Annotated in this window: 28 protein-coding genes; 20 read left to right on the forward strand and 8 right to left on the reverse strand. The window is 64.9% G+C overall.

Annotated features, from left to right (window positions below; translation table 11 throughout):
• Positions 1-37 precede the first annotated feature (37 nt).
• Positions 38-1,150 (reverse strand): FlaD/FlaE family flagellar protein, encoded by a 1,113-nt coding sequence (locus C489_RS07625; RefSeq protein ID WP_006430630.1) that lies wholly within the window; start codon positions 1,148-1,150, stop codon positions 38-40.
• Positions 1,151-1,575: 425 nt separating this feature from the next.
• On the opposite strand from C489_RS07625, the gene C489_RS07630 reads away from it, so the two are divergent.
• The 8 genes from C489_RS07630 (at position 1,576) to C489_RS07665 (ending at position 7,140) form a co-directional block, all read left to right on the forward strand.
• Entirely contained in the window at positions 1,576-2,301 is a 726-nt protein-coding gene (locus C489_RS07630) for an archaellin/type IV pilin N-terminal domain-containing protein (protein WP_049890692.1), read from the forward strand.
• A 3-nt stretch (positions 2,302-2,304) separates the two neighbouring features.
• The gene (locus C489_RS07635; RefSeq protein ID WP_006430632.1) at positions 2,305-3,009 is read left to right on the forward strand and encodes an archaellin/type IV pilin N-terminal domain-containing protein; all 705 of its coding nucleotides are present in this window, start codon (positions 2,305-2,307) and stop codon (positions 3,007-3,009) included.
• A gap of 3 nt (positions 3,010-3,012) precedes the next feature.
• Positions 3,013-3,738 carry an archaellin/type IV pilin N-terminal domain-containing protein gene (locus tag C489_RS07640; RefSeq protein WP_006430633.1) on the forward strand — a complete coding sequence of 242 codons (726 nt, stop codon included), beginning with the start codon at positions 3,013-3,015 and terminating at the stop codon, positions 3,736-3,738.
• 88 nt (positions 3,739-3,826) lie between these two features.
• Positions 3,827-4,537, forward strand: coding sequence for an archaellin/type IV pilin N-terminal domain-containing protein (locus tag C489_RS07645; RefSeq protein ID WP_006430634.1), 711 nt, complete (start codon positions 3,827-3,829; stop codon positions 4,535-4,537).
• Positions 4,538-4,631: 94 nt separating this feature from the next.
• Positions 4,632-5,408: an archaellin/type IV pilin N-terminal domain-containing protein gene (locus tag C489_RS07650; protein WP_006430635.1), complete on the forward strand. Its 777-nt coding sequence runs from the start codon at positions 4,632-4,634 to the stop codon at positions 5,406-5,408.
• Positions 5,409-5,434: 26 nt separating this feature from the next.
• Entirely contained in the window at positions 5,435-5,851 is a 417-nt protein-coding gene (locus tag C489_RS07655) for a DUF7500 family protein (protein ID WP_006430636.1), read from the forward strand.
• 128 nt (positions 5,852-5,979) lie between these two features.
• Positions 5,980-6,405 carry a DUF5807 family protein gene (locus tag C489_RS07660; RefSeq protein WP_006430637.1) on the forward strand — a complete coding sequence of 142 codons (426 nt, stop codon included), beginning with the start codon at positions 5,980-5,982 and terminating at the stop codon, positions 6,403-6,405.
• Positions 6,406-6,444: 39 nt separating this feature from the next.
• Positions 6,445-7,140 (forward strand): hypothetical protein, encoded by a 696-nt coding sequence (locus tag C489_RS07665; RefSeq protein ID WP_006430638.1) that lies wholly within the window; start codon positions 6,445-6,447, stop codon positions 7,138-7,140.
• A 338-nt stretch (positions 7,141-7,478) separates the two neighbouring features.
• Here the strand turns inward: C489_RS07665 and C489_RS07670 are convergent, their stop codons facing one another.
• Complete coding sequence (locus tag C489_RS07670; protein ID WP_006430639.1) at positions 7,479-8,765, reverse strand: DHH family phosphoesterase; 1,287 nt, start codon at positions 8,763-8,765, stop codon at positions 7,479-7,481.
• A 70-nt stretch (positions 8,766-8,835) separates the two neighbouring features.
• Complete coding sequence (locus tag C489_RS07675; protein WP_006430640.1) at positions 8,836-9,309, reverse strand: universal stress protein; 474 nt, start codon at positions 9,307-9,309, stop codon at positions 8,836-8,838.
• Positions 9,310-9,424: 115 nt separating this feature from the next.
• Here C489_RS07675 and C489_RS07680 point away from each other — a divergent pair, with 115 nt between their 5' ends.
• Positions 9,425-9,883 (forward strand): universal stress protein, encoded by a 459-nt coding sequence (locus C489_RS07680; RefSeq protein WP_006430641.1) that lies wholly within the window; start codon positions 9,425-9,427, stop codon positions 9,881-9,883.
• 24 nt (positions 9,884-9,907) lie between these two features.
• On the opposite strand, the gene C489_RS07685 is transcribed toward C489_RS07680, so the two are convergent.
• Both C489_RS07685 and C489_RS07690 read right to left on the reverse strand, forming a co-directional pair.
• Positions 9,908-10,510, reverse strand: coding sequence for a GNAT family N-acetyltransferase (locus C489_RS07685; RefSeq protein WP_006430642.1), 603 nt, complete (start codon positions 10,508-10,510; stop codon positions 9,908-9,910).
• Positions 10,511-10,512: 2 nt separating this feature from the next.
• Positions 10,513-10,884 (reverse strand): universal stress protein, encoded by a 372-nt coding sequence (locus C489_RS07690; protein WP_006430643.1) that lies wholly within the window; start codon positions 10,882-10,884, stop codon positions 10,513-10,515.
• A gap of 146 nt (positions 10,885-11,030) precedes the next feature.
• On the opposite strand from C489_RS07690, the gene C489_RS07695 reads away from it, so the two are divergent.
• The 4 genes from C489_RS07695 (at position 11,031) to C489_RS07710 (ending at position 15,018) form a co-directional block, all read left to right on the forward strand.
• Positions 11,031-12,467: an ATP-binding protein gene (locus C489_RS07695; RefSeq protein WP_006430644.1), complete on the forward strand. Its 1,437-nt coding sequence runs from the start codon at positions 11,031-11,033 to the stop codon at positions 12,465-12,467.
• A 159-nt stretch (positions 12,468-12,626) separates the two neighbouring features.
• On the forward strand, positions 12,627-13,640 hold the full coding sequence (locus tag C489_RS07700) for an SDR family oxidoreductase (RefSeq protein WP_006430645.1): 1,014 nt from the start codon (positions 12,627-12,629) through the stop codon (positions 13,638-13,640).
• 124 nt (positions 13,641-13,764) lie between these two features.
• A complete protein-coding gene (locus C489_RS07705) occupies positions 13,765-14,094 on the forward strand; it encodes a hypothetical protein (protein ID WP_006430646.1) in 330 nt (109 codons plus the stop codon).
• A 99-nt stretch (positions 14,095-14,193) separates the two neighbouring features.
• Entirely contained in the window at positions 14,194-15,018 is an 825-nt protein-coding gene (locus C489_RS07710) for an MBL fold metallo-hydrolase (RefSeq protein ID WP_006430647.1), read from the forward strand.
• A 60-nt stretch (positions 15,019-15,078) separates the two neighbouring features.
• Here the strand turns inward: C489_RS07710 and C489_RS07715 are convergent, their stop codons facing one another.
• Positions 15,079-16,101 carry a DUF5787 family protein gene (locus tag C489_RS07715; RefSeq protein WP_006430648.1) on the reverse strand — a complete coding sequence of 341 codons (1,023 nt, stop codon included), beginning with the start codon at positions 16,099-16,101 and terminating at the stop codon, positions 15,079-15,081.
• A 162-nt stretch (positions 16,102-16,263) separates the two neighbouring features.
• Here C489_RS07715 and C489_RS07720 point away from each other — a divergent pair, with 162 nt between their 5' ends.
• The 7 genes from C489_RS07720 to C489_RS07750 all read left to right on the forward strand — a co-directional run bounded on the left by C489_RS07720 (position 16,264) and on the right by C489_RS07750 (position 20,945).
• Positions 16,264-17,496, forward strand: coding sequence for a translation initiation factor IF-2 subunit gamma (locus tag C489_RS07720; protein ID WP_006430649.1), 1,233 nt, complete (start codon positions 16,264-16,266; stop codon positions 17,494-17,496).
• Positions 17,497-17,500: 4 nt separating this feature from the next.
• Positions 17,501-17,893 (forward strand): PIN domain-containing protein, encoded by a 393-nt coding sequence (locus tag C489_RS07725; RefSeq protein WP_006430650.1) that lies wholly within the window; start codon positions 17,501-17,503, stop codon positions 17,891-17,893.
• Positions 17,894-18,463, forward strand: a complete 570-nt coding sequence (locus tag C489_RS07730; protein ID WP_006430651.1) for a DNA-directed RNA polymerase — start codon at positions 17,894-17,896, stop codon at positions 18,461-18,463.
• Positions 18,464-18,465: 2 nt separating this feature from the next.
• Positions 18,466-18,663, forward strand: coding sequence for a transcription elongation factor subunit Spt4 (gene spt4, locus C489_RS07735; RefSeq protein WP_006185929.1), 198 nt, complete (start codon positions 18,466-18,468; stop codon positions 18,661-18,663).
• 5 nt (positions 18,664-18,668) lie between these two features.
• Positions 18,669-19,256 (forward strand): GTP-dependent dephospho-CoA kinase family protein, encoded by a 588-nt coding sequence (locus C489_RS07740; RefSeq protein WP_006430652.1) that lies wholly within the window; start codon positions 18,669-18,671, stop codon positions 19,254-19,256.
• Positions 19,257-19,378: 122 nt separating this feature from the next.
• Positions 19,379-19,726 (forward strand): hypothetical protein, encoded by a 348-nt coding sequence (locus C489_RS07745; protein ID WP_239642041.1) that lies wholly within the window; start codon positions 19,379-19,381, stop codon positions 19,724-19,726.
• A gap of 133 nt (positions 19,727-19,859) precedes the next feature.
• The gene (locus tag C489_RS07750) at positions 19,860-20,945 is read left to right on the forward strand and encodes a geranylgeranyl reductase family protein (RefSeq protein ID WP_006430654.1); all 1,086 of its coding nucleotides are present in this window, start codon (positions 19,860-19,862) and stop codon (positions 20,943-20,945) included.
• A gap of 6 nt (positions 20,946-20,951) precedes the next feature.
• Here the strand turns inward: C489_RS07750 and C489_RS07755 are convergent, their stop codons facing one another.
• Positions 20,952-21,515, reverse strand: a complete 564-nt coding sequence (locus C489_RS07755) for a hypothetical protein (protein ID WP_006430655.1) — start codon at positions 21,513-21,515, stop codon at positions 20,952-20,954.
• A gap of 102 nt (positions 21,516-21,617) precedes the next feature.
• A partial coding sequence (locus tag C489_RS07760) for a TIGR00341 family protein (protein ID WP_006430656.1) occupies positions 21,618-22,684 on the reverse strand: 1,067 nt, incomplete at its 5' end.

Here is a 22,684-nt window from a genome sequence, read left to right on the forward strand (position 1 = left end):
GCCCGCTCAGAGATGTGTATAAGAGACAGAGTCACGGCTACGTCCCCGTCTCGGCGTCCGGTTCGATCTCCCGTTTGGTCTCGTGGATCTCCTGGAGCTTCATGATGTACGTGTAGCTGTCGGCGTGATCCTCGGCGGTCAGTTCCTCCGGCGTCGACCCCGGATCGACGTGAATGTCGAGATCCGGGCCGCTGAGCATCGCCTCGAGGTGGTCTCTGACCTCCTCGTCGATCCAGCCGATCTCGCTGTAGTACGAAATCGCACGCAGCGTCGCGGCCGGCCCGGCCGTCCGGACCAGGTCGGTCAGCCACTCGAGAACGATAATGTCCGTCGCGTACGTGTCCGCGAGCGTCTCGAGGGTGACGTCGGAGCCGTCTTCGGCGTTCTCGTCGTCCGCATCTGTGTCGTCGTCCGGCCCGTCGACGCTCTCGGTGGCCTGTACTTCGACGGTGGTGTCGTCGGCGTTCGCATCGCCGTCGCCGCCCTCGTCGAACGTGATCGTTTCGCCACTACCGTCACCGTCCGAGCGGTCGGACTGTGCCGCGTCCTCGATGACGCCTTTGAGATCGTCGAATGACACCGTCTCGTCCGCGCTCTGCGTGCCGCCGTCCGCGACGCCGACGCCGCTCCGCGTCGGCTCCTCAGGTGGCGACTCGTCTTCGCCGAAGACGCCGAACCCGTTCCGTTCCTCGCCGGCTCCCGTAAACGGGTTCACATCGTCGGTCAGCATGTCGTAAACCCCGAGCAGCTGGCGGACCGTGTCGTTCATCTCCTCGACGCGATCCGCGACCTGCTGCTGGGAGTCCTGGACCGTTCCCAGCTCCGAACTCTTGTCCTCGAGTTGCTCCTCGAGCTCGTCGAGCCGGTAGTAGAGGTCGTCGAGTTCCTCTTCATCGGCCGACGAGGAGCCGCGGCCGAACAGTCCACCGCCGCCACCGCCATCGCTGCCGCCCGAATTGGACTCGGACTCGACGCCTTCGTCACCGTCCGCGCCATCTGTCGACGACCCGGTCTGTCCGTCGGCCGCCGTCTCATCGAACGGATCGTCTCCCTGCTGGCGCTGTTGCTCGCGCTCGCGCCCGCGCCGGCCGCCGCTATCGCTGAGGAAGTCTTCGATGAAGTTCCGAATGGAATCGAGTCCGAACTCCATCTACACCCCTCGCGAGCGCGTACTTCGACGGCTCGCCGCGCTCGAGCGCCCTCGGCGGCGATCCTCGTCGGACGATGCGGTCATACTATTCACCCGTAGATGCGGTGTTCGTATAGATGTCCGCTCGAGTTCGCCCCGCGTTTCGAGTCGTGAGTCGAGTTTCGATACGCCGACTGAAGTGATACTGAGCTTGATACTCCGGCTAGTCCTTGCCTCGGTCGGGGTACATCCCCAGAATCTGTAATGCCAACGACCTCGTCACGCGCCGGTCTTCGACGGGACACGGGTCGTGTTCCGTCGCCACGCCCACGGCGGGAGCGACGGGTTCGGCCCGTCGAGCCGGCGGGCGACGCTCGCCCGGGTGCGGGCGTCACGTGTCGCGACGACGCGGCGGCGACGAGGACGGCATACAGGGTGTACACACTATGTTCGAAGCAATAACAGACTACGACACCGACGACCGCGGGCAGGTCGGGATCGGGACGCTCATCGTGTTTATCGCGATGGTCCTGGTCGCGGCGATCGCAGCAGGGGTACTGATCAACACTGCCGGAGTGTTGCAGACGCAGGCATCCGATACCGGATCTGAGACGCAAGAGGCCGTGGCGAACCAGATCGAGGTCATTCACGCTGTCGGTGAGATCGAATCTCTCAATGAAACGGAACTCGACAGCACTACCCCACAATCGATCCAATACGCCGACGGAACCGAGTTCGTTGACGTCGTTAACCTCACGGTCATGAAGTCGGCCGGGTCGGAGTCGATTGACCTCTCGTCGATGACGGTTCAATACACGAGTGACAGCGTTGACAAGACGTTGACCCATCGTGCTTCTGGAAACGGTCTGTTTGCCGACAGCGCCGAAGACGGCCAACTCGACGGCGACGCGACATCGGCGACGTTCGGGACCAACGCTGTGGCAGGCAGTAACGGTGATTCGGAACTCATCGATACTGAAGACCGTGTAACGATCACGCTATTTGTCACAGCTATTGAGGCTGGTACCGATGAGTACACGACCTATTCTAACGAAGGACTTGAGGGTGGAGACAGTGCGACGGTCGCATTGACTGACCAGTCGGGTGCACAGTTCACCTATGGGATCAGCGTCCCCTCGACCTTCGGTGACAAAAGCGTCGTGGAGGTCTAACCTATGTTCGAAACAATATTAGATAGAGACAATCGTGGACAGGTCGGAATCGGGACGCTCATCGTATTCATTGCGATGGTTCTAGTCGCAGCAATTGCCGCTGGTGTCCTAATCAATACCGCGGGGGTCCTCCAAACACAGGCCTCCGATACGGGATCCGAAACACAGGAAGCCGTCGCGAACCAGATCGAAGTCGTTCACGGCGTCGGCGAAATATCCTCTGTCGAAGACCTAGATGGTACAAACCCGACACATAGCGAAGATATTGTTGACGTCGTCAATCTCACCGTCATGAAGTCAGCAGGATCGGACTCGATCGATCTTTCGTCGATGACAGTTCAATATACCAGTGACAGCACTGACAAGACACTCACTCACGCTGCTACTGGAAACGGCCTCATCGCCGACACCGGTGGCACTGGTGTACTTGACGGCGACGCTACCTCAGATACGTTCGGTACGACCGCTGTCGCTGGTGAGAACGCTGATGACGAACTCATCAGCACTGAAGACCGCGTGACGATCACGCTCTATATCAGTGCGATCGAAGCAGGATCCGATACATTCGGCGGTGGTGAGTACGATAACGTGGGCCTTGAGGGTGGCGACAGCGCGACGGTATCACTGACTGATCAATCGGGTGCACAGTTCACTTACGGTATCAGTGTCCCCTCGACCTTCGGTGACAAAAGCGTCGTGGAGGTCTAACCTATGTTTGAAGCGCTAACGAACGATGACGACCGCGGGCAGGTCGGGATCGGGACGCTTATCGTGTTCATCGCGATGGTCCTGGTCGCAGCGATTGCAGCCGGCGTACTGATTAATACTGCTGGCGTCTTACAAACTCAAGCATCTGACACCGGTTCCGAGACCCAAGAGGCGGTTGCAAACCAGATCGAAGTTGTCCATGGCGTTGGCGAAATCAATGTTATGGACGGTGTTGGTGAGACGGTACACTCTGATGAAGTCGTCGACGTAGTGAACCTGACGGTGATGAAGTCGGCAGGTTCGAACTCGATCGATCTCTCGTCGATGACTATCCAATACACCAGTGACAGCACTGATCAGACACTCACACATAACGGCGCGACAGATCCATTCGCTACGGAGGACACTGGCCAACTGTTGTTAACTGGATCGAATTCGACAACGTTCGTGACGACAGCTGTTGCGGGCGAGAACGCCGATGATGAGCTCATCGACACTGAAGATCGCGTGACAATCACGCTTAACACAGCTGCGCTTGAAGCCGGCTCCGACGTTGCCGACGACGATACGGCGACTGCTGGAAGCGGTACGAACAGTGACCTCTCTGACCAGGGTCTCGAAGGTGGCGACAGTGCGACGATCGCACTAACTGACCAGTCGGGTGCGCAGTTCACCTACGGGATCAGCGTGCCGTCGACCTTCGGCGACAAAAGCGTCGTGGAGGTCTAACTCATGTTCGAAGCACTAACAGCATACNACCTACGGGATCAGCGTGCCGTCGACCTTCGGCGACAAAAGCGTCGTGGAGGTCTAACTCATGTTCGAAGCACTAACAGCATACGACACTGACGACCGCGGGCAAGTCGGGATCGGGACGCTCATCGTGTTCATCGCGATGGTTCTAGTCGCAGCAATTGCCGCTGGTGTCCTGATCAATACCGCGGGGGTCCTCCAGACACAGGCCTCCGATACAGGATCCGAAACACAGGAAGCCGTGGCGAACCAGATCGAAGTCGTTCACGGAGTTGGTGAAATTTCCTCAGTCGAAGATCTAGACGGTTCAAACCCGACACACAGCGAGGATCTCGTTGATGTCGTCAATCTCACCGTCATGAAGTCAGCGGGATCGGACTCAATCGATCTTTCGTCAATGACGGTTCAATATACCAGCGATAGTACTGACCGGACACTTACCCATGCTGCTACTGGAAACGGACTCATCGCCGACACCGGCACCACTGGTGAACTCGACGGCGACGCTACCTCAGACACGTTCGGTACAACTGCCGTCGCTGGCGAGAACGATGATAATGAACTCATCAGCACCGAAGACCGCGTAACGATTACGCTCTATATCAGTGCGATCGAAGCTGGCTCCGATACATTCGGGGGTGGCGAATACGATAACGTGGGTCTCAAGGGCGGTGACAGCGCGACGGTATCGCTGACCGATCAGTCGGGTGCGCAGTTCACCTACGGGATCAGCGTGCCGTCGACCTTCGGCGACAAAAGCGTCGTGGAGGTCTAACTCATGTTCGAAGCACTAACAGCATACNCAGTTCACCTACGGGATCAGCGTGCCGTCGACCTTCGGCGACAAAAGCGTCGTGGAGGTCTAACTCATGTTCGAAGCACTAACAGCATACGACACCGACGACCGCGGGCAGGTCGGGATCGGGACGCTTATCGTATTCATCGCGATGGTTCTGGTCGCAGCAATCGCCGCTGGTGTCCTAATCAATACGGCGGGGGTCCTCCAGACACAGGCCTCCGATACGGGATCCGAAACACAGGAAGCTGTGGCGAACCAGATCGAGGTCGTCCACGGGGTCGGCGAGGTCCGAGCGACGCAAGGGACCACTGTTCCCGGTGTCAATACGGAATCTGATACATCTATCGATCACGGCGATGCTGAAATTGTAGATGTAGTGAACCTGACGGTAATGAAGTCAGCAGGGTCGGAGTCGATCGACCTCTCGTCGATGACAATCCAGTACACAAGTGATGATACTGATCGAACGCTGATTCATGGCGGAAGTGATGCAAATATAGCATATATCGCTGACGACGCGGACAATGATGGGACAGATGATACTGCTCTCGTTGATGCCGATTCGAACTCGACATCGTTTGCGACGAACGCTGTCGCTGGTGATAACGCCGACGACGAGCTCATCAACACCGAAGATCGTGTCACAATTACGCTCTACGTTGGTGCGATCGAAGCCGGGTCCGACGAAGCAGGAACAGCCAGCGATCTCGCGACTTCACTTTCCGGTGAAGGTCTCGAGGGTGGCGACAGTGCGACAGTGGCATTGACCGACCAGTCTGGTGCGCAGTTCACCTACGGTATCAGCGTGCCGTCGACCTTCGGTGATAAAGACGTTGTCGAGGTCTAACCACCACTCGCACACGATCACGTGACATGTCCCCCGATTCACCACAGGAAGACGGCGTTCTCGCCCCCGACGAACTGCAGTTAGAGGACGACAACGTCGCCAAACTGAGTGAGAACCGCTATCTCGTCCGGGCGGACGCTGCCGACAAGGAGCCGTCCACCGACGCCACGACGATCACTGACCCCGACTCGAGTCCCACGCACCTCGAGTCGGAACACGCACACACGGCGCCGGAGACGGCCCTCGCCGACGCGGCCGAACCACACGGGGTCGACATCACGCTGAAGACCGATGGGGCGGTCGCACACCACCGCGCGACATCACACGATGTCCGCGAGGTGTTCGTCGACCTCCTGACGTGGTACGCCGGCCAGCTCGACGACGACATGTCGCCCAGCGAGGCACTGCAGGTCATGCTGGCCGCGTCCGATCTCGAGGTCTGAGTCGATCGCCTACGCGGACAGAGAGCGCACAAGACAGAGAAGTCACGGCGTGTACGCCGTTCGGTCGGCGCTCGAGCGAGCAGCTTCGAATAACTCCCTTTTTCCACCTCGAGCGCGAATCCGCCGTCATGAGCAACCCACGTGCGGAGTTTCTGGCGGGCGACCGCCTCGAGGACGTCGCGCTGTTTCTGGCCGATGCCTACGTCTCGGACGAGCGACTCGAGCAGTTCGGCGACCGGGTCGACGACGGGACGCTGATCGTCGTCGACGGCGAGCGGGGACGGAATGCCTTTCAGGCGGCGACCGGCACCGGCGCGATGGAGTTCGCGAAGTCCGCGATGAGCAACGAGGGCGCGATCGACGACGATCTGACGGGCGGCCAGTGTCCAGAGGCGGACGACGACGAGAGCCACGACATCCAGTTCGTCTTCGCGTTCGCCGAGGCACAGAACGAGGAGGTCGGCGGCATCTACGCCGACGGAGACGTTATCCACGCGTACGCCCAGTGTACGTGCGGCACGGCGTTCTCGGATCGCTGGACCGTGGCCGAGTAAGCCGCAGTCTTTTGCGGCTCAGCGGTCTACTGTGGCCCAATGAGTTCGACCGAAACCCCGACCGAGACCGGCCACGGGGTCGGTCTCTCGAGTCGCGACGGGCGCGTCATCGGCGGTGCGAGCGTCCTGATGGCGATCAACGTGCTGGTGATGTACGGCCTCGTGAGCACGCCGCTCTCGAGCGTCAACGACTACCTGTTTCAGTTCCCGATCATCGGCGCGATCGCCTACGGCGCGGCGATCATGGCAGGTCAGTTGGTCGCCGAACGGGGCATCGAGGGCGGCGATACGGGCATCGCGTTCGTCGGGATGGTGATCCTGCAGTTGGCCTTCGGAATCTTCGGGGCCGGGGTGCTCCGGTTCGCGCCCCGCGAATCTCAGTTGACGATTCTCGCCGTCACCGCGGTCGTGGTCGCCGTGGTGACCGCCGTCATCGCGGCCTACGTCTACGCTCGGTCGACGACGTTCGAACACTGGGGGTCTTACGCCAACTACGCGTTCATCGGCGGTCTCGTCGCCATCGCGGTCGGAACGTTCTACTCGCCGGTGTTGCTCCTCGGGTTCGTCCTCGTCTTCCTCGGCTTTCTGCTCCGACTGGGCTGGGAGATCTGGAAGGTGCGCGACCAGCGGACCGAGTCGGTTGCGCTCCAGACGATCGGCGTCTACATCGCCGTCGCCGGCGTCTTCGTCCACGTCTTGCAGCTCGTCATGCGGTACTTCGCGTCTCGGCAGTGATTCGTCAGCCGACTGACTGTCGGTGGATTTCTGAAGGAGGTTATATTCTGAGATATCTGATGGGATGCGTGCGCTGCTATCGTGGCAACGGGGAATGGCCGCGCCCTCCCCAACCGACTCGCTCAGTCACTCCGTTCCCACGCTCGTCCACTGGAAGACGCGCTGCGTCTTCCATGCAGTCGCTCGTTCCACTCGCGACGACCTCGCACGGCTTCGGACCGCGGCTCACAGTCGTTCGCCGCGGTCCAGCGCGCGCCACCGCACATCGGTTGACCAGTCCGAAGTGATACAGAGCACTTCCTCGTCGATCGTCTAACAACGATGACAAAGCGAGGCGGTCAGTCGTCGCTTGCGTCCGCGTCGTCCGCTTGCGCCGCTCCTTCTTCGGCTGCCTCGTCGACGACATCGCGGAACGCGTCGAGGATGACCCGTTTCGTCACGGCCCCGCGGGTCGTCCAGTGGTTGGCGTAGTCGAGCATGTCGTCGTAGATGTCGGGTTTACAGCCCGCGGCCTTGGGGTGGCCGCCGCCGTTTACCTTCCCCGCGACCTCGTGGCACAGCTCGAATTCGTCGGTGCCGCGGATGGAGGCCGAGCCGGCGGGCTTGACGATCACCGAGGCGTCAGCGCCCTGCTCGCGCATGGCTTCCGCGACCTCGTTTTGCGAACAGCGCCCGTAGGTGATCCCGACCGTGTAGCCGCCGATCTCGCGGAGTTCCGCCCGGCCGACCGCCTGCTCGATGAGCGCCTCCTTCTCGACGCGGCGTTCGGCGATGTAGTCCGTGACCCACTCGGGGAGGTCGACGCCGTACTCGCGGACGACCTCGACGTACTCCGCGGGATCGGTCCAGTAAGCGTAGTCCGCTAGATCGTCGCTGCGGGGGTCCTCGCGCAGCCAGAGGTCGTGATCCCGCGTGACCGCCGCGAGTTCCTCGTACATCGGATCGAACTCGTACTCGAGCGAGCGATAAACTACGTCGGCGGAACACTCCTCGTCGGAGTCGCCGATCACGAGGTCGACGCCGGTCTCGCGGACCGCCTGCGCTACGTCGTCGCCCCACTGGTGGTGATCGTACCACGCGATCGAGTCCGCGGTCTCGAGCGCGGCCGCGAGTTCGTCCTCGACGTACTCGTATCGGTCCGGCGCGAGGTCACAGACGAAGATGTCGATCCCCTCGTCGCCGTACTCGGCGACGCGAGCCAGCGCGTCTTCCACGTCGTGGGGGCTCGCGGGAACGAGCGCGACGTTGTGGGGCGTCGGCTCCGGCTCCTCGAGCGGCTCGTCGGTGTCTCCGGCCGCGACGACGGCGTTTTCCTCGTCGGCGTCATCGGTCGCGTCGGCGACCGGTTCCGGCTGGTCCGTATCGTTTCCGTTCCCATCCTCGTCCGCATCGGGCTCCGGAATATTCTGCACGTCGTCGTAGGCCTCTCGCAGTAACGCCACACAAGCCAGGCCGTCGGCGTCCGGGTCCGCGATGACTGCGACCTCGGCCCCCTCGAGTGCGGCCTCGGTCTGCTGGTCTTCGAGATCGTCCTCGAGCGCATCTGGCAGGAAGAATCCGGTTCCCGGCAGTACCGACTTCCGGGCGAGCGACAGATCGCCGCTCTGGATAAGTTCGTCGTACATGGGACGTATTGGGTGACCCGCGGGGAAGTAATCGCCGGTATCGCGAGACGACGCGGCCGAACGTCCTCGGTCAGGCGTTCGAAGCGATCTCGTCGCCTTCTTCGCCGTCACCGTCGCCCGCCGGCTCGAGTTGCCGGACCGTCAGGACGGGCACGGGTGAGGTGCGGACGATCCGCTCGGCGACGCTGCCCAGCAGCAGGCGGTTCTCGCCGTGGCGACCGCGGGTCCCCGTCGCGATCACGTCGGCGTCGATCTCGCGGGCGTACTCGCAGATTTCGACGGCGGGCCGGCCCTCACGGGTGGCGGTCGTCACGTCTCGCTCTGCCCGCTCCTCGACGGTGGCGAGTGCGGCGTCGGCCGTCGTCTCGAGGGCGGTGCGGAGTTCCGCCCGAAGCTGCTCGGGCGAGGCGTCGACCTCGCTGGCGTCGACGACCGAGAGCGCGTGGACCTCGGCGTCGAATCGGTCGGCGAGATCGAGTGCGATGTCGACGGCCCGTTTCACGCTGTCGGACCCGTCGGTGGCGACCACGACCGTATCGAACATGGGTAGGAGTTGCGCTCGGACCCGCTTAAACGTCCCCGTTCTGTGGGGGTCCGGCGACGACCGAGCGCGGGGGCCGTGGGGTGGCTTTTTTGTGACGGGCCACCCACTGCCGCGTATGGACGCCAGCGAGCCGTTTACCGTCGACACAGTTCTCGCACCGGTCGACGGGAGCGACGAGTCCGCTACCGCCGTCGAGTACGCCGTCGCCGTCGCCGACCGCTACGACGCCGCCGTCCACGCGTTGTTCGTCCTCGGTCGCGGCGTCGTCCGGGGATTAGACGCCGGAACGGTCGACGAGACCGACGTCGCGGAGAACACGCAGGGCTTTTTCGACGACATCAGCACCATCGCCGACGACGCCGGCGTGTCGCTCTCGACCGCGGTCGACGACGGCTTCTCGCAGACGCGGAAGACGCTCCACCCCGGGAACGTCGTCCTCGACACAGCCGACGATATCGACGCCGACTTCATCGTCCTCCCCCGGGAGCCCGTGACTCGAGCCGAGGCGGAGGTCCTCGAGAAGGCCGCCGAGTACGTCCTCTCCTATGCGAGCCAGCCGGTGCTGTCGGTCTGATCGCCTGAAACTACCGGGCGGGTTTCAGCGGTCGCTCTCGCCGTTCCCGTCGCCGCCATCGCCCGCGAGCAAAATCGCCATCTCCTGTTCGAAGCTCTCGGTGCCGGTCGATTCGAACCCGACCCGTTCGTAGAGCGCGATCGCCGGGTTGTTCCAGCGCTCGACGGTCAGCCACACGCGCTCGATGCCGACATCGCTGGCGCGGCCGAGGAGGTTCTTGAGCAGCGTCGTCCCGATGCCGGCCCGCTGGTAGGCCTGCAGGACGAAAATCGCCAGCTCCCACTCGATGTCTCTCCTGTGCTCGATCGCCGACGGATCGTCGGTATCGGGGACGAGCATCGCGTGGGCGATCGCGTCGCCGTCGTGGCGGGCGACGACGTTGACGCTGTCCTCACCGATCGTCTCGAGCCAGTTGCGGATGCGCTCCTCGCCGGTCGGGGGAATCCCCTGTGCGCGATCGGTCGGGTCGAACTCGGTGTACATCTCGACGACGTCCGCGAGCGCCTCGTCGGCGAACGCCTCGGGTGCCCGAATCTCGATCGATCGCCCCTCTCGGTCCTCGACCGTCGTCGGCGGCGAGGGGAACGGCCCGGACGGCTCGTCCGGATACTGACGCGATCCGGACATCGTTATCGCACCAGTTTGACCGTCGTCGGCGCGTTCAACAGGACGAACTCGGTGATCGGGCCGAGCTGAATCTTCCCCATCGGGCTCAGCGTGCCGCCGCCGATGACCAACTGGTCGTACTCGCCCTGCTCGGCATAATTGACGAGCGCGCTTCCGGGGTCCCCCTCGAGTTTCTCGACCGCTACATCGGTGATGTCGCCCTCATCGAGGGCGTCGAGGGCTTGCTGATACATTTCGTCTTGCGAGCGTTTCGACTCGGGCTTGTCCAGGACGGCGATCGTCAGGTCGTCACCGACCTCGCGCGTCCGATCGATGGTCCGTCGGAGCGTCTTCACCGACTCGTCGCTGCCGCCCAGACCCAGCAACACGTTCATACTGGTGACTGTGAGCCGATACACGAAAACGGTTGTGCCGGTTTCCGTCGCTGAACCGCCACCGCGGGACCGCTCGGGATGGAACGCGGTCACATACGTTGCGCGGGACGACGCTGTTAAGAACGTGTAGCGAGTACGTTCACGGAATGAGTGACGCGGCGCTCGATGTCGTGGAATTTCTGCTCACGACGAGCGTGTATTCGGACGACCGGACGTTAGACGAGAACGATCTCCCGCCGTCGTTCCGCCGGGTCTACTGGACCGGCGGCGTCGACGACGAGGACGGGAGCGGCGACGGGGACGGCGGCGGGAGCGGTCGCAAACCCGCTGGCATCAGTCGCCCGCTGTCGGTGACGACGACGACCGCCCGCGAGGCGACCGGCGTCGACCGCCCGTGGGAGGCCGTCTCCGAACTCATGTTCACCGAACGCGATGAGTTCTCGGGCACGATCACCCTCGCCCAGCAGGGGATGGCCGAGGAGTGGTTCGCCGAGCGCGTCGACGACGACCGCCTGCTCGAGAACCCGACGCTCGCGAAACACTTCGAGAATCACGACGACTACGACTTCGCAGTCACCCACGAGGAAGCCCGCGAGCGAAACCGGCCGATTCAGGCCGATCGCGTCTGGATCGACGGCCTCCTCAACGAGTACTTCGACGAGGAAGACGACGAGGAGATGCTCGACCTCGTCGAGGTTCGTGCACCCGAAGAAGTCGACATGTCGCTGGACGATCTCGTGCTCACCGAGGACCAGCAAAACGAACTCAACAAGATCTCGAAGGCGATCGAACACCGGGATTACCTCGCGAACATCGGTCTGCGCGAGATCGGGAAACTGCTATTCGTCGGGCCGCCGGGCACCGGGAAGACCTCTACGGCACAGGCGCTGGCCCAGGACATGGACCTGCCCTTCGTCGAGGTCAAACTCTCGATGATTACGAGCCAGTACCTCGGCGAGACGGCCAAAAACGTCGACAAGACCTTCGAGGTCGCAAAGCGGCTCTCGCCGTGTATCCTCTTTATCGACGAGTTCGACTTCGTCGCGAAGACGCGGCGGAGCGACGAACACGCCGCGCTCAAACGCGCCGTCAACACCCTCCTCAAGAGCATCGACAACATCTCGCTCATCGAGGACGACGTCTTGCTCATCGGCGCGACCAACCACCCCGATCAACTCGACGACGCCGCGTGGCGGCGCTTCGACGAGATCATCAACTTCCCCAAGCCTGACCGCGGCATGCGGGCCGACATCCTCGGTCTCATCACCCGCACCATGGACATCGACGAGTTCGATCCGCAACTCATCGCCGAGGTCACCGAGGGCCTGACCGGCAGCGACCTCCGGATGGTGCTCCGCGAAGCGGTCCTCGAAGCGCTGACCGAGGACCGGACGACGCTGACACAGGAAGACCTCATGAACGCCGTCGAGGAGTTCGAGGAGCGGGACACGCTGAAGAACATGGACATGATGGGCGGCGACCACGACGCGCTCGTCGCGGGCGGCGACCTCGGCGACGCGGCCAGCGACGGCGGCGAGCCGAGCGACCACTCGCACGATCACGACCACGACCACGATCACTGACGACCGAGTCGGAGTGGGGGTCAGGACAGCTCTGTCGGTCTTTTTGCGCAACTAGAACCACGGCCTCGAGCGATCGACTCTCTCGACCCGACGACCGGCCGGTTGCCATGCCAATACAGGCAGCAGGTAGCACCGTCTCGAGGCGGTAGCCCGACCGCTATGAGTCCCGATCCGGAGCTGAACCCGCTCGAGGAGCAGACGATCGTGATCACTGGCGCGTCGTCGGGGATCGGCCTGACGACGGCGCGGCTGGCCGCCGACCGCGGGGCGCGAGTAATTCTTGCGGCCCGCAGCGAGGACGCGTTGCGGGAGGCGGTCGAGGAGATCCGCGCCGACGGCGGCGACGCCGAGTACGTCGTCGCCGACGTGAGCGATCGGGACGACGTCCGCGAGATCGCCGACACGGCCACGGAAACCGACGGCGGCTTCGATACGTGGGTCAACGGCGCGGGCGTCTCCATCTACGGCAAACTGACCGAGGTTCCGGTCGAGGACATGCGCGAGCAGTTCGAGACCAACGTCTGGGGGGTGGTGTACGGCTCGCTCGAGGCCGCCGAGCACCTGAACGGGAACGACGGCGGTGCGATCATCAATATCGGGAGCATCGTCTCCGATCGCGCGATCATCCTGCAGGGCAGCTACTCGGCGTCCAAGCAGGCGGTCAAGGGCTTTACCGATTCGTTGCGCATGGAACTCGAGCGAGACGATGCGCCCGTCTCCGTGACGCTTGTCAAACCGAGCGCGACCGATACGCCGTTCGCGGAGCACGCGAAGAACTACATGGAGACGGAAGCCTCGCTGCCGGCTCCCGTCTACGCGCCGGAGACCGTCGCGCGGACGATCCTCGACGCCACCGAGGACCCCCAGCGGGAGGTGACCGTCGGCGGCGGCGGGAAGAACATGGTCGCGATGGGGCGGACCCTCTCGAGCGCGATGGACACGCTCATGGAGACGGTGTTCGTCGACCAACAGCGGAAGGCGGAGCCGCCGACGGAATCGGACGGACTCGAGGACCCGACCGGCGACCTCGAGGAACGCGGCGGCTACGAGGGCCACGTCGCCGAGTCGAGTCTCTACACGCGGCTCCGCCAGCGCCGGGTCTCGCCCGCGGTCGTCGCCGGCCTGGCGGCGACTGCCCTGTACCTGGGGTACAGGGCGATCCGCGGCCGGTGACTGACGACGGCTGGAACCTGCGTTACGAACACGACCACGACAGCGGGGGAATGGCCCGTGACGGCGCGGGGTCCGGTCGTCCCGCGGGGAATACCCTTTATGTGACGGCTGCCAACGACTCGCTATGAGCGATAGCGCGCCAGAGGGGTCCGCCGCGGACGCGTTCGCCGACCGGGCGCAGGCGGCCCACGGCGACTCGATTCGCCGGCTCGTCGTCTTCGGGGACGCCGTCCGGGGCGACGACCGCGGCGTCCACACGTCGGTGGAGGTACTGCTGGTCCTCGAGGACGCGACCGAGGATATCGAACGCGAACTCGAGGCGCTCGGCGAGACCGTCGGGCTCGAGCACGGCGTCGTCTTCTCGGTTCATATCCTGCCGGTCGACCGGTTCGAATCGCAGACGGACCACCCGTTCATCCGGACGGCGCTCGAGGAAGGGACCTCGTATGTGTAGGCGACGCCGGATCGAACGCACTGATTGGGGCGACCGCGCCGACCGCGCCGGCTCGACGGCCGATCGATCGCGCGCACAAACTGGAGGTGTCACCGCTCGATGCGGGTAACCCTGCTTGGAACGGGCGACACGACCGGGACGCCGACCGTCGGCTGTGACTGTGACACCTGCGAGGCCGCCCGCGAGCGCGACGTCGAGCGCACGCGGTTCTCGGTCCACGTCGAAAACGAGCGGACCGACGAGTCGCTGCTGATCGATTTCAGCCCCGACTTTCGCTACCAGTTCCTCCGCGACGAGGTGCCGCTGCCCGACGCCGCCGTCATCAGCCACATCCACTTCGATCACCTCGATGGGTTGGGCAACGTCTTCCGCGTGCTCGACTCCCTCGAGGTCTACGCGGCCGACGAGACCGACCCCGAGACCGGAAAGAGCGTCGCCGAGACGGTCCGGGACGACTACCACTACCTCGAGCCCCTGACCGTGGTGCCGACGACACCCCTCGAGACGGTCCGCATCTGCGGGCTCGACGTGACGCTGGTCCCGGTCGATCACCCGCCGCTGGTCTGTTACGGCCTCGCCATCGAGGACCCGGTAACGGGTGCGAAGCTATCGATAACCGGTGACACGAGCTACGACGTTCCCGCCGGGTCCCGCGATGTCCTCGCCGGCGCTGACCTCCTGCTCGCCGATGCTATCGTCCCCGCGAGCCTCTGTGAACACCACCCTATCGGCGGCCGCCACGAGGACGCCGAGGGCACCCCGCGGACGTTCGGCACGAAGCACATGACTCGAGAGGGTGCCCTCGCGATGGCAGAGCAACTAGACGCCGATCGAACACGGCTGGTCCACCTCGCCCACTTCTACCCCGTCGAGGAGGCCTTCGCGGAACCGCTCGCGGTCGACGGCGAAGTCTACGAACTCTGAACGGGGGTAGCCCGGACCCGAATCGCGGCCGCCTCCCGACCGGTTGCGGCCGAAGCGCGATCAACCGAACCGATCGAGTCCCGACTGCCGTCGCCGCTTGCCGTCGGGATCGGCCTCCCACGCGGTCCGGCGATCGCGTTCGGCCTCGAGATCGACCGCGGGCTCGGCCTCCGAATCGGCCTCGTACCCCGGACACGAGGAGCCACACTCCGAGCCCGCGTCGACGACCCGGCCCTTCCACTCGCAGTAGGGCAGCGTCGCGCCGCTCGCATTCTCGGGGCGGCAGGCCCCACAGTCCGGAAACGCGTACGTTCGCCAGCCCTTGCCGTAAGCCCGCTCGGCCAGCCGTCGGCGCGCTCGCGCCTTCGCGTCGGCGGCAACGGTGGCGATCTCAGTGCGGCCGGGATGGGACTCGAGGAGTTCGATGCCGCGCTCGTCGACGGACAGCAGCGTCGGCTCCCGGACCACTTCAATCTCGAGCGCGCCGGTCGGCCCCGTGTCGGCCGCCGACCCGTCGCCGTCGCGGTGCACTCGCCAGACGCCGACTTCCTCGGGGATCCGATTCAGGTGTGCGCGCGTGACGTAACTCTCGGTCGCGAGCACGACCTCGTCGACCAGCGCGAGGCTCGCGTCGGTTCGCAACTGGGCCTCGAGGTCGCCCGGCCGCCCGAGGTCGGGTTTGTTCTCGATCCCGACGATGCGGTCGTACCAGTCCGGGTAGCGGGCGACCTGCCGGACGTACTCGCGGCTGTCGGTCGCGTCGGCGCTGTGGTCGCGCTCGAAGAACCCGATCTCGAGGGCTCGCTCCATGGCGCTGCGGGCGCGCTCGGGGTGGCAGTCGAAGGCGTTCTTCCAGTAGCGGGCCTGTCCGGTGCCGACGGCCGACTCGATCGCGGCGTCGGGGATCGTCTCGCTCGTGATCGCGACGCGGTCGTCGAATTCCGGACCGGGCTCGATACAGACCGCGTCGAGAATCCGCCCGCCGGGATCGGCGACGCCGCCGCCGAGTTGGCGGGCGACGATCCCGTCGCGGCGCTCCTCGAGGCGGGCGCACAACTCGAGTTCGAACGCGAACTCCGACACGGGTTCAGTCAGGGGCGGACTCGAGATAAGTCGCCGGGTTCGGTGGCTCGCGACCGACTGTGCGTGGGAACCTCTCTGTCACTTCGTCGCCGGGCGAAGGGATAGCTCGCAACCTTTATCAGTCGCACAGCGGAATCACTACCCAAGATTACTCATCGTCTTATGGTAGGAAATCGACAACCGGAGGTGAACATCGGGCTCGTCGGTCACGTAGACCACGGCAAGACGACGCTGGTGCAAGCCCTCAGCGGCTCGTGGACGGACCAGCACTCAGAGGAGATGAAACGCGGGATCTCCATCAGACTCGGCTACGCGGACGCGACGTTCCGCCACTGCGAGGGACTGGACGAACCCGAATGTTACACCGTCGAGGAGGAGTGTGCGGACGGCTCGCCGAGCGAGCCGCTCCGGACCGTGTCGTTCGTCGACGCCCCGGGTCACGAGACCCTGATGGCGACGATGCTCTCGGGCGCGTCGCTGATGGACGGGGCCGTGTTGGTGGTCAGCGCCAACGAACCCGTTCCACAGCCCCAGACCGAAGAGCACCTGATGGCGCTCGACATCATCGGCATCGACAACATCGTCATCGCCCAGAACAAGGTCGACCTCGTCGACCCCGAGACCGCCCGGGACAACCACGAGCAGATCAAGGAGTTCGTCTCCGGCACGGTCGCGGAAGACGCCCCGATCGTCCCCGTCTCCGCGGGCCAGGAGGTCAACCTCGACCTGCTGATTCAGGCCATCGAGGAAGAGATCCCGACGCCGGACCGAGATCCCGACGCGGATCCCCGAATGCACGTCGCCCGCAGTTTCGACATCAACAAGCCCGGGACGACCGCCAAGGACCTCGCCGGCGGCGTCCTCGGCGGCAGCCTCGTCCAGGGCGAACTCGAGGTCGGCGACGATATCGAGATCCGCCCCGGCCGCGAGGTCGAGGAGGGCGGGAAGACCGAGTACGTCCCGATCCAGACGAGCATCCGCTCGCTGCAGGCCGGCGGCGAGACCGTCGACGCCGTCACGCCGGGCGGCCTGCTCGGCGTCGGAACCGGGCTCGACCCCTCGCTCACCAAGGGCGACGCGCTGGCCGGTCGAATGGCCGGCCCGCCGGGGACACTTCCGCCGACGTGGAACGAGTTCACCATGGACGTCGACCTGCTCGAGCGGGTCGTCGGCGCGGAAGAGGGCGAGACGGTCGACGAGATCAGCACGGGCGAACCGCTGATGATGACCGTCGGCACGGCGACGACCGTCGGCTCGGTCACCAGCGCCCGAAGCGGCGAGTGCGAGGTCCGCCTCAAGCGACCCGTCGCCGCCGATCCGGGAACGAAAATCGCGATCAACCGCCGCATCGGCGCGCGCTGGCGGCTGATCGGCCTGGGAACGCTTACGGACTGAGGCGATGAGCACGCGGACGCGGGTCGCCCTCGATACGAGCGCGCTCATGATGCCGGTCGAACTCGACGTGCGGCTGTTCGAGGAACTCGATCGGCTCCTTGCAGAGTACGAGCCGACGATTCCACAGGCCGTCCTCGAGGAACTCCGGCGGTTATCGGAGAAAGGCGGTACGGAGGGGACGGCCGCGACCGTCGGCCACGATCTGGCGACCGAACGCTGTCTCGTCGTCGACACGGAGGCATCGTACGCGGACGACGCATTGGTCGAACTCGCCCGCGAGGGCGCGGTCGACTACGTCGTGACCAACGACCGTCCGTTGGGCGACCGGGTGCTCGAAGCGAGCAGACCGGTAATTGCATTACGCGGGAGAAACAAGTTAGCGATCACTCAACCATAGATGTACAAACGGGTCAGATTGAAGGATACGGTAGAAGTGCCACCGGAAGAGCTCGGCGATGTCTCGCCGGATCGAGTCAAACGACTGCTCCAGGACAAACTCGAGGGGCGGATGGACGAGGAGGTCGGCAGCGTCGTCTCCGTCACCGACGTCCACGATATCGGCGAGGGGACGGTGTTGCCGAACCGGCCGGGGGTCTACTACGAGGCCGAGTTCGACGCGGTGACGTTCGATCCGGAGATGCAGGAAGTCGTCGACGGCACCGTCGTCGAAGTCGTCGAATTCGGTGCCTTCGTCGGCATCGGTCCCGTCGACGGTCTGCTCCACGTCTCCCAGATCAGCGACGAGTACCTCGCCTTCGACGGCGAGAACCAGCGACTCGCCTCGAACGAGTCCGCCCGCTCGCTCGGCGTCGACGACGCCGTCCGGACTCGCATCGTCACCAAGAGCATCGACGAACGCAACCCGCGTGACTCGAAGATCGGGCTCACCGCGAAACAGCCCGGCCTCGGCAAACACGGCTGGCTCGAGGAAGAGCGCGAGAAACGCGAAGCGACCGCAGGTGAATAACCATGGCATCGGATCGGCTCGTCTGTCGCGAGTGTCACCGGGTCAACGAACCCGACAACGAGACCTGTGACGCCTGCAACTCCTCGTCGCTGACCGAGGACTGGGCGGGCTACGTCATCATCGCCCACCCCGAAGAGAGTCAGATCGCGACGGAGATGCAGATCACCGAACCGGGCGCGTACGCCCTGAAGGTCCGCTGACACGCGTGACCCGCGACGACGACCGCGACGCGGCGTCCGCCGACGACGAGCAGCTACTGGTTTTACCCGACGACCTCCGCCACGAACTCAAAGAGCCGATGGGTCCCATCGAAACCGATGCCGAGCGGCTTCTCGAGGCCGTCGACGGCCCTCTCATCGCCGTCGGCGACGTCGTCACCTACCACCTGCTCGAGGCGGGCCACCAACCCGACGTCGCACTGGTCGACGGCCGCACGAAACGCAGCGCGGTCGACGAGGAGATCCGCGAGGTGGTTACGTCGGGTGCGAGCATCGAAGTCCGAAATCCCCCCGCGGAGCTCTCGGCACCGGTCGTTCGGGCGCTCCAACGCGCCCTCGCGGCCGACGAACCCACGACGATTCTGGTCGACGGCGAGGAGGACCTGGTCGCGCTCCCGGCCATCGTCGCCGCGCCCGAGGGCGCGAGCGTGGTCTACGGCCAACCCGACGAGGGGATGGTCCACGTGAAAGTCGCCGACGACCACCGGACCGAGATGCGCGCGCTCCTCGAGCGCTTCGAGGGCGATACCGAGCGGTTCTGGGAACTGCTCGAGGGCTCGAGCGACGAGGAGTAAGCCGTTCTGTTCGTCTCCGGGTGGACTTCGAGATCGTTCCTCGAGAGTCTCACGCGGATCCGAGTCCCGGATACCGGAATCGAGTCACGGAGTTTATCACTTTCTCTGTCGGTTACAGTGTCATGAACCGTGCCCTCCCGATCGCGGTCACCGTCGGCGTGAGTATCGGCACAGCAGTCGCGGCGCTGGGACAATCAGCGTGGGTCGTCGTCATCAGTGTGAGCGCGCTGTATACCGGCTGGTCGTATTTCGTCGCCCGGGATCCGGCCCTGCTCTCGCTCGAGGGACTCTCGTTCGAGGACACGGAGGACTCGATCGGGTACGCGGTCGGTCTCTTCGGCGGGAGCGTGTTCGGTGTCGGCATCTACGACCTCAGTGTCGTCGCCTTCGTCGGCTATATCGGTGCAATCGGCTTTCTCGTCACCGCGAGCGCTGCATACAGGCTCGAGCAGGCGGCCCCTCGGAGCTAGCGACTCGGCACTCTTGGCGACCGCTCACTCGACGACGGTGTGTGCGAGCGTGCCGATCCCGTCGCTATGGGTCGCCGCCATCTCCCACTCCGTCTCGAGAACCTATTTACTGTCCGGCGTGAACGTGCCGGGTATGTACGATTTCGTCGTCGTCGGCGTCGGACCGCCGGGTGCGCGTTTTGCCCGCCGTGCCGCCGAAGAAGGCTACGACGTGCTCGCCCTCGAGAAGGGCACGGTCGGCGAGCCGCTCGCCTGTTCGGGCCACGTGAGTACGGATATCTGGGAATTCACGGGCGAGGGCGCTCGCAAGGAACTGTTCCAGAACGAGGTCTACGGCGCGCGGTTCCACGTGGGTGGCCCAAACAGCGAGGCCTATCCCTTCTACAAGCGCGAGGTCGCGTCGAACGTCATCGACCGCGTGGGTCTGGATCGCCATCTCGCCGACCTCGCACGCGAGGCGGGTGCGGATGTCCGCGAGGAACACACCGTCACCGAGGTCACCGAACGCCGGGACCGCGTCGCGGTCGTCGCCAGCGGCCCCGACGGCACCGTCGAGTTCGAGGCGAAGATGCTCGCCGGCTGTGACGGCCCGCGATCGCGGGTTCGGGACGAACTCGAGCTTCCCCAGCCCGAGGAGTTGCTCCACGGGGTGCTCGCCTTCTCCGAGGAGGACGACCACGAGGACTTCGTCGACGTCCACCTCACGCCGCCGACGTTCTTCGCGTGGCGCATCCCCCGCGGCGAGGCCGGCGTCGAGTACGGCCTCGCAGCGCCGCCGGGCGTACAGGTGAACAAACACTTCGAGGAACTGATCGATGGCTACGAAATCGACGTTTCCCACCGCTGTTCCGGGGTCATTCCGATCGGGCCGCCGGACCGCGTGACGACCCGCCGGGCCTTTCTCATCGGCGACGCGGCCGCCCAGACCAAGCCGTTTACCGGCGGGGGGATCCTCTACGGCATGACCAGCGCCGACCACGCCGCCCGCGAGATCGACCCCGATCGGCCGACCACGCTCGCGGCCTACGAGCGCGCGTGGCGCGACGATCTCGAGCGCGAACAGGAACTGGGCCGCTGGATCCGGCGGGCCTACTCGCTGCCCGAACCCGTCCAGCGGATCGGACTGGGTGCGCTGTCGGGCGAGATCGGCGTTCACATGGACCGACCGACGTCGCTGGTCTCGCTCGAGCACCTCAAGGCGCTGCTCTCGCGGCCGTAAGCTGTGTCAGTCCACGAGTTCGATCACGACCGTCCCCATTCCGATCATTCCGATCACGAACCCGACCAGTGAGCCGAGAATGGGAACGAGTCCGACCAGCGCGGCGACGACGACCGCGACGGCCAAGGCGGCCGGCCACGCGTCGGCCGCAAGCCGACCGACCGCGAGGTAGCCGAGTTCGCCGGCGACGATCAGGACGATGACGTAGCCGAGGAGCAACGGAATCGCGAGGACGAGCCCGATGACCGTGATCGACAGCAGGACCGACGCACCGATGACGCCGATCAGGCTCACCAGTCCGTAGACGAACGCCACACCGGGCGACTCGAGCGCGCGGTCGGTTCGCCGTCGGGTTCCAGCCGGCGAGACGACGATCAGGAGCCCGCCGATGACCAGCGTGACCGCGGCGGGGACGATCGCATCGATGTACCACGGATACCGGGCCGCTGTCTCGGCACCGGTCCTGACGCCGTCGGGGGCGCGCTGAGCGATCGCCGGTGCCGGACCGGCCGCGAGAAACAGGAGCGCTGTGAGGGCGGCAGAACGGAGACGCGGGGCTCGGAGGGACATATTTCGATCCTCTCACGAGGAGGACAAATAAGTAGAGGATACTAGATGTTCGTCCGATCGAGCACGCTGCCGTCGCTGCATCCGTCGTCGGCCGATCGACGGCTATCCGCTCGAGTCGCCCGGTCGATCGGACTGGGGCGCGACGCGTTCGACAGCAGTCTCGGCGTCGGCGTTGCTCCCCCGCTCCTCGGCGACGACGTACTGGACCGCCACGATCAGTGGCTCGTCGCTGTGGGCGCTGATCTCCTCGTAGAGCCGGTCTGCAAGCCCCGGCTCCGGACCGGGCTCTCGTCCGGCGACGGTGACGACGACCCGTTCGACCGACTGGATCGGATAGTCCCCGTCGAGTTCGACCGCGACCTCCTCGCTCTCGAGGCCGTCGTACTGGGGCTCCGCGAGCACCGCGTTGACCTCGTCCTCGGCCGAAGACTCGAGTTCGGTCGTCTGGAAGTCGAGCAGCGTGACGCCGGCCAGCGGCGCGGCGAGGGCGAGCAGGCCGATGCCGAAGATCGCCGCGTAGGTGTAGGTCGGCGTCCGGGTCGGCGACACCTCGAACAGTCCCTGCGGACGGTAGCCGGCGATCCACAGCGTCGCCAGCGCGGCGAGGTTGATAGACAGGAGGTTCACGATGACGAGGGCCGCCGCGCCGATCGCCGCGCCGGACATCCCCCACGCGACCGTGATCCCGACCGCGGCCGACGGCGGGATCAGCGCCGCGGCGATCATGACGCCGACGATAGCCTCGGAAAACCCCCGCGTGAGACTCAGGATCCCGGCGATCCCCGCACCGAGAGCGACCGCCAGCGAAAAGAGGTTAGGGGCGACCCGCTCCTCGAGTTCCGTGGCGACGACGATGTCGACCCCCGCGGGCTCGAGGCCGGCCAGTCGCGCGAGCGTGGCCAACCCGATCGAGGCGACGACGACCGTCGTCACGCCGACGACCTGGTAGGTGAAGCCGGTCCGTTTGAGCCGATCGTCGCCGGTGACGATCCCGACGTTGGCGGCGAGTGCGGGCCCGAGCAGCGGGGCAATGACCATCGCGCCGATCACGACGGCAGGCGAATCGGCCAGCAGCCCGGCGGTGGCGACGACGGCACTGATGAGCAACATCACCGCGTAGATGGAAAGCGGCGGCGTGAGTTCGCTGGCTTTCGTGCGCAACACCTGTC

This window comes from Natrinema versiforme JCM 10478 (assembly GCF_000337195.1).
GTDB lineage: Archaea > Halobacteriota > Halobacteria > Halobacteriales > Natrialbaceae > Natrinema > Natrinema versiforme.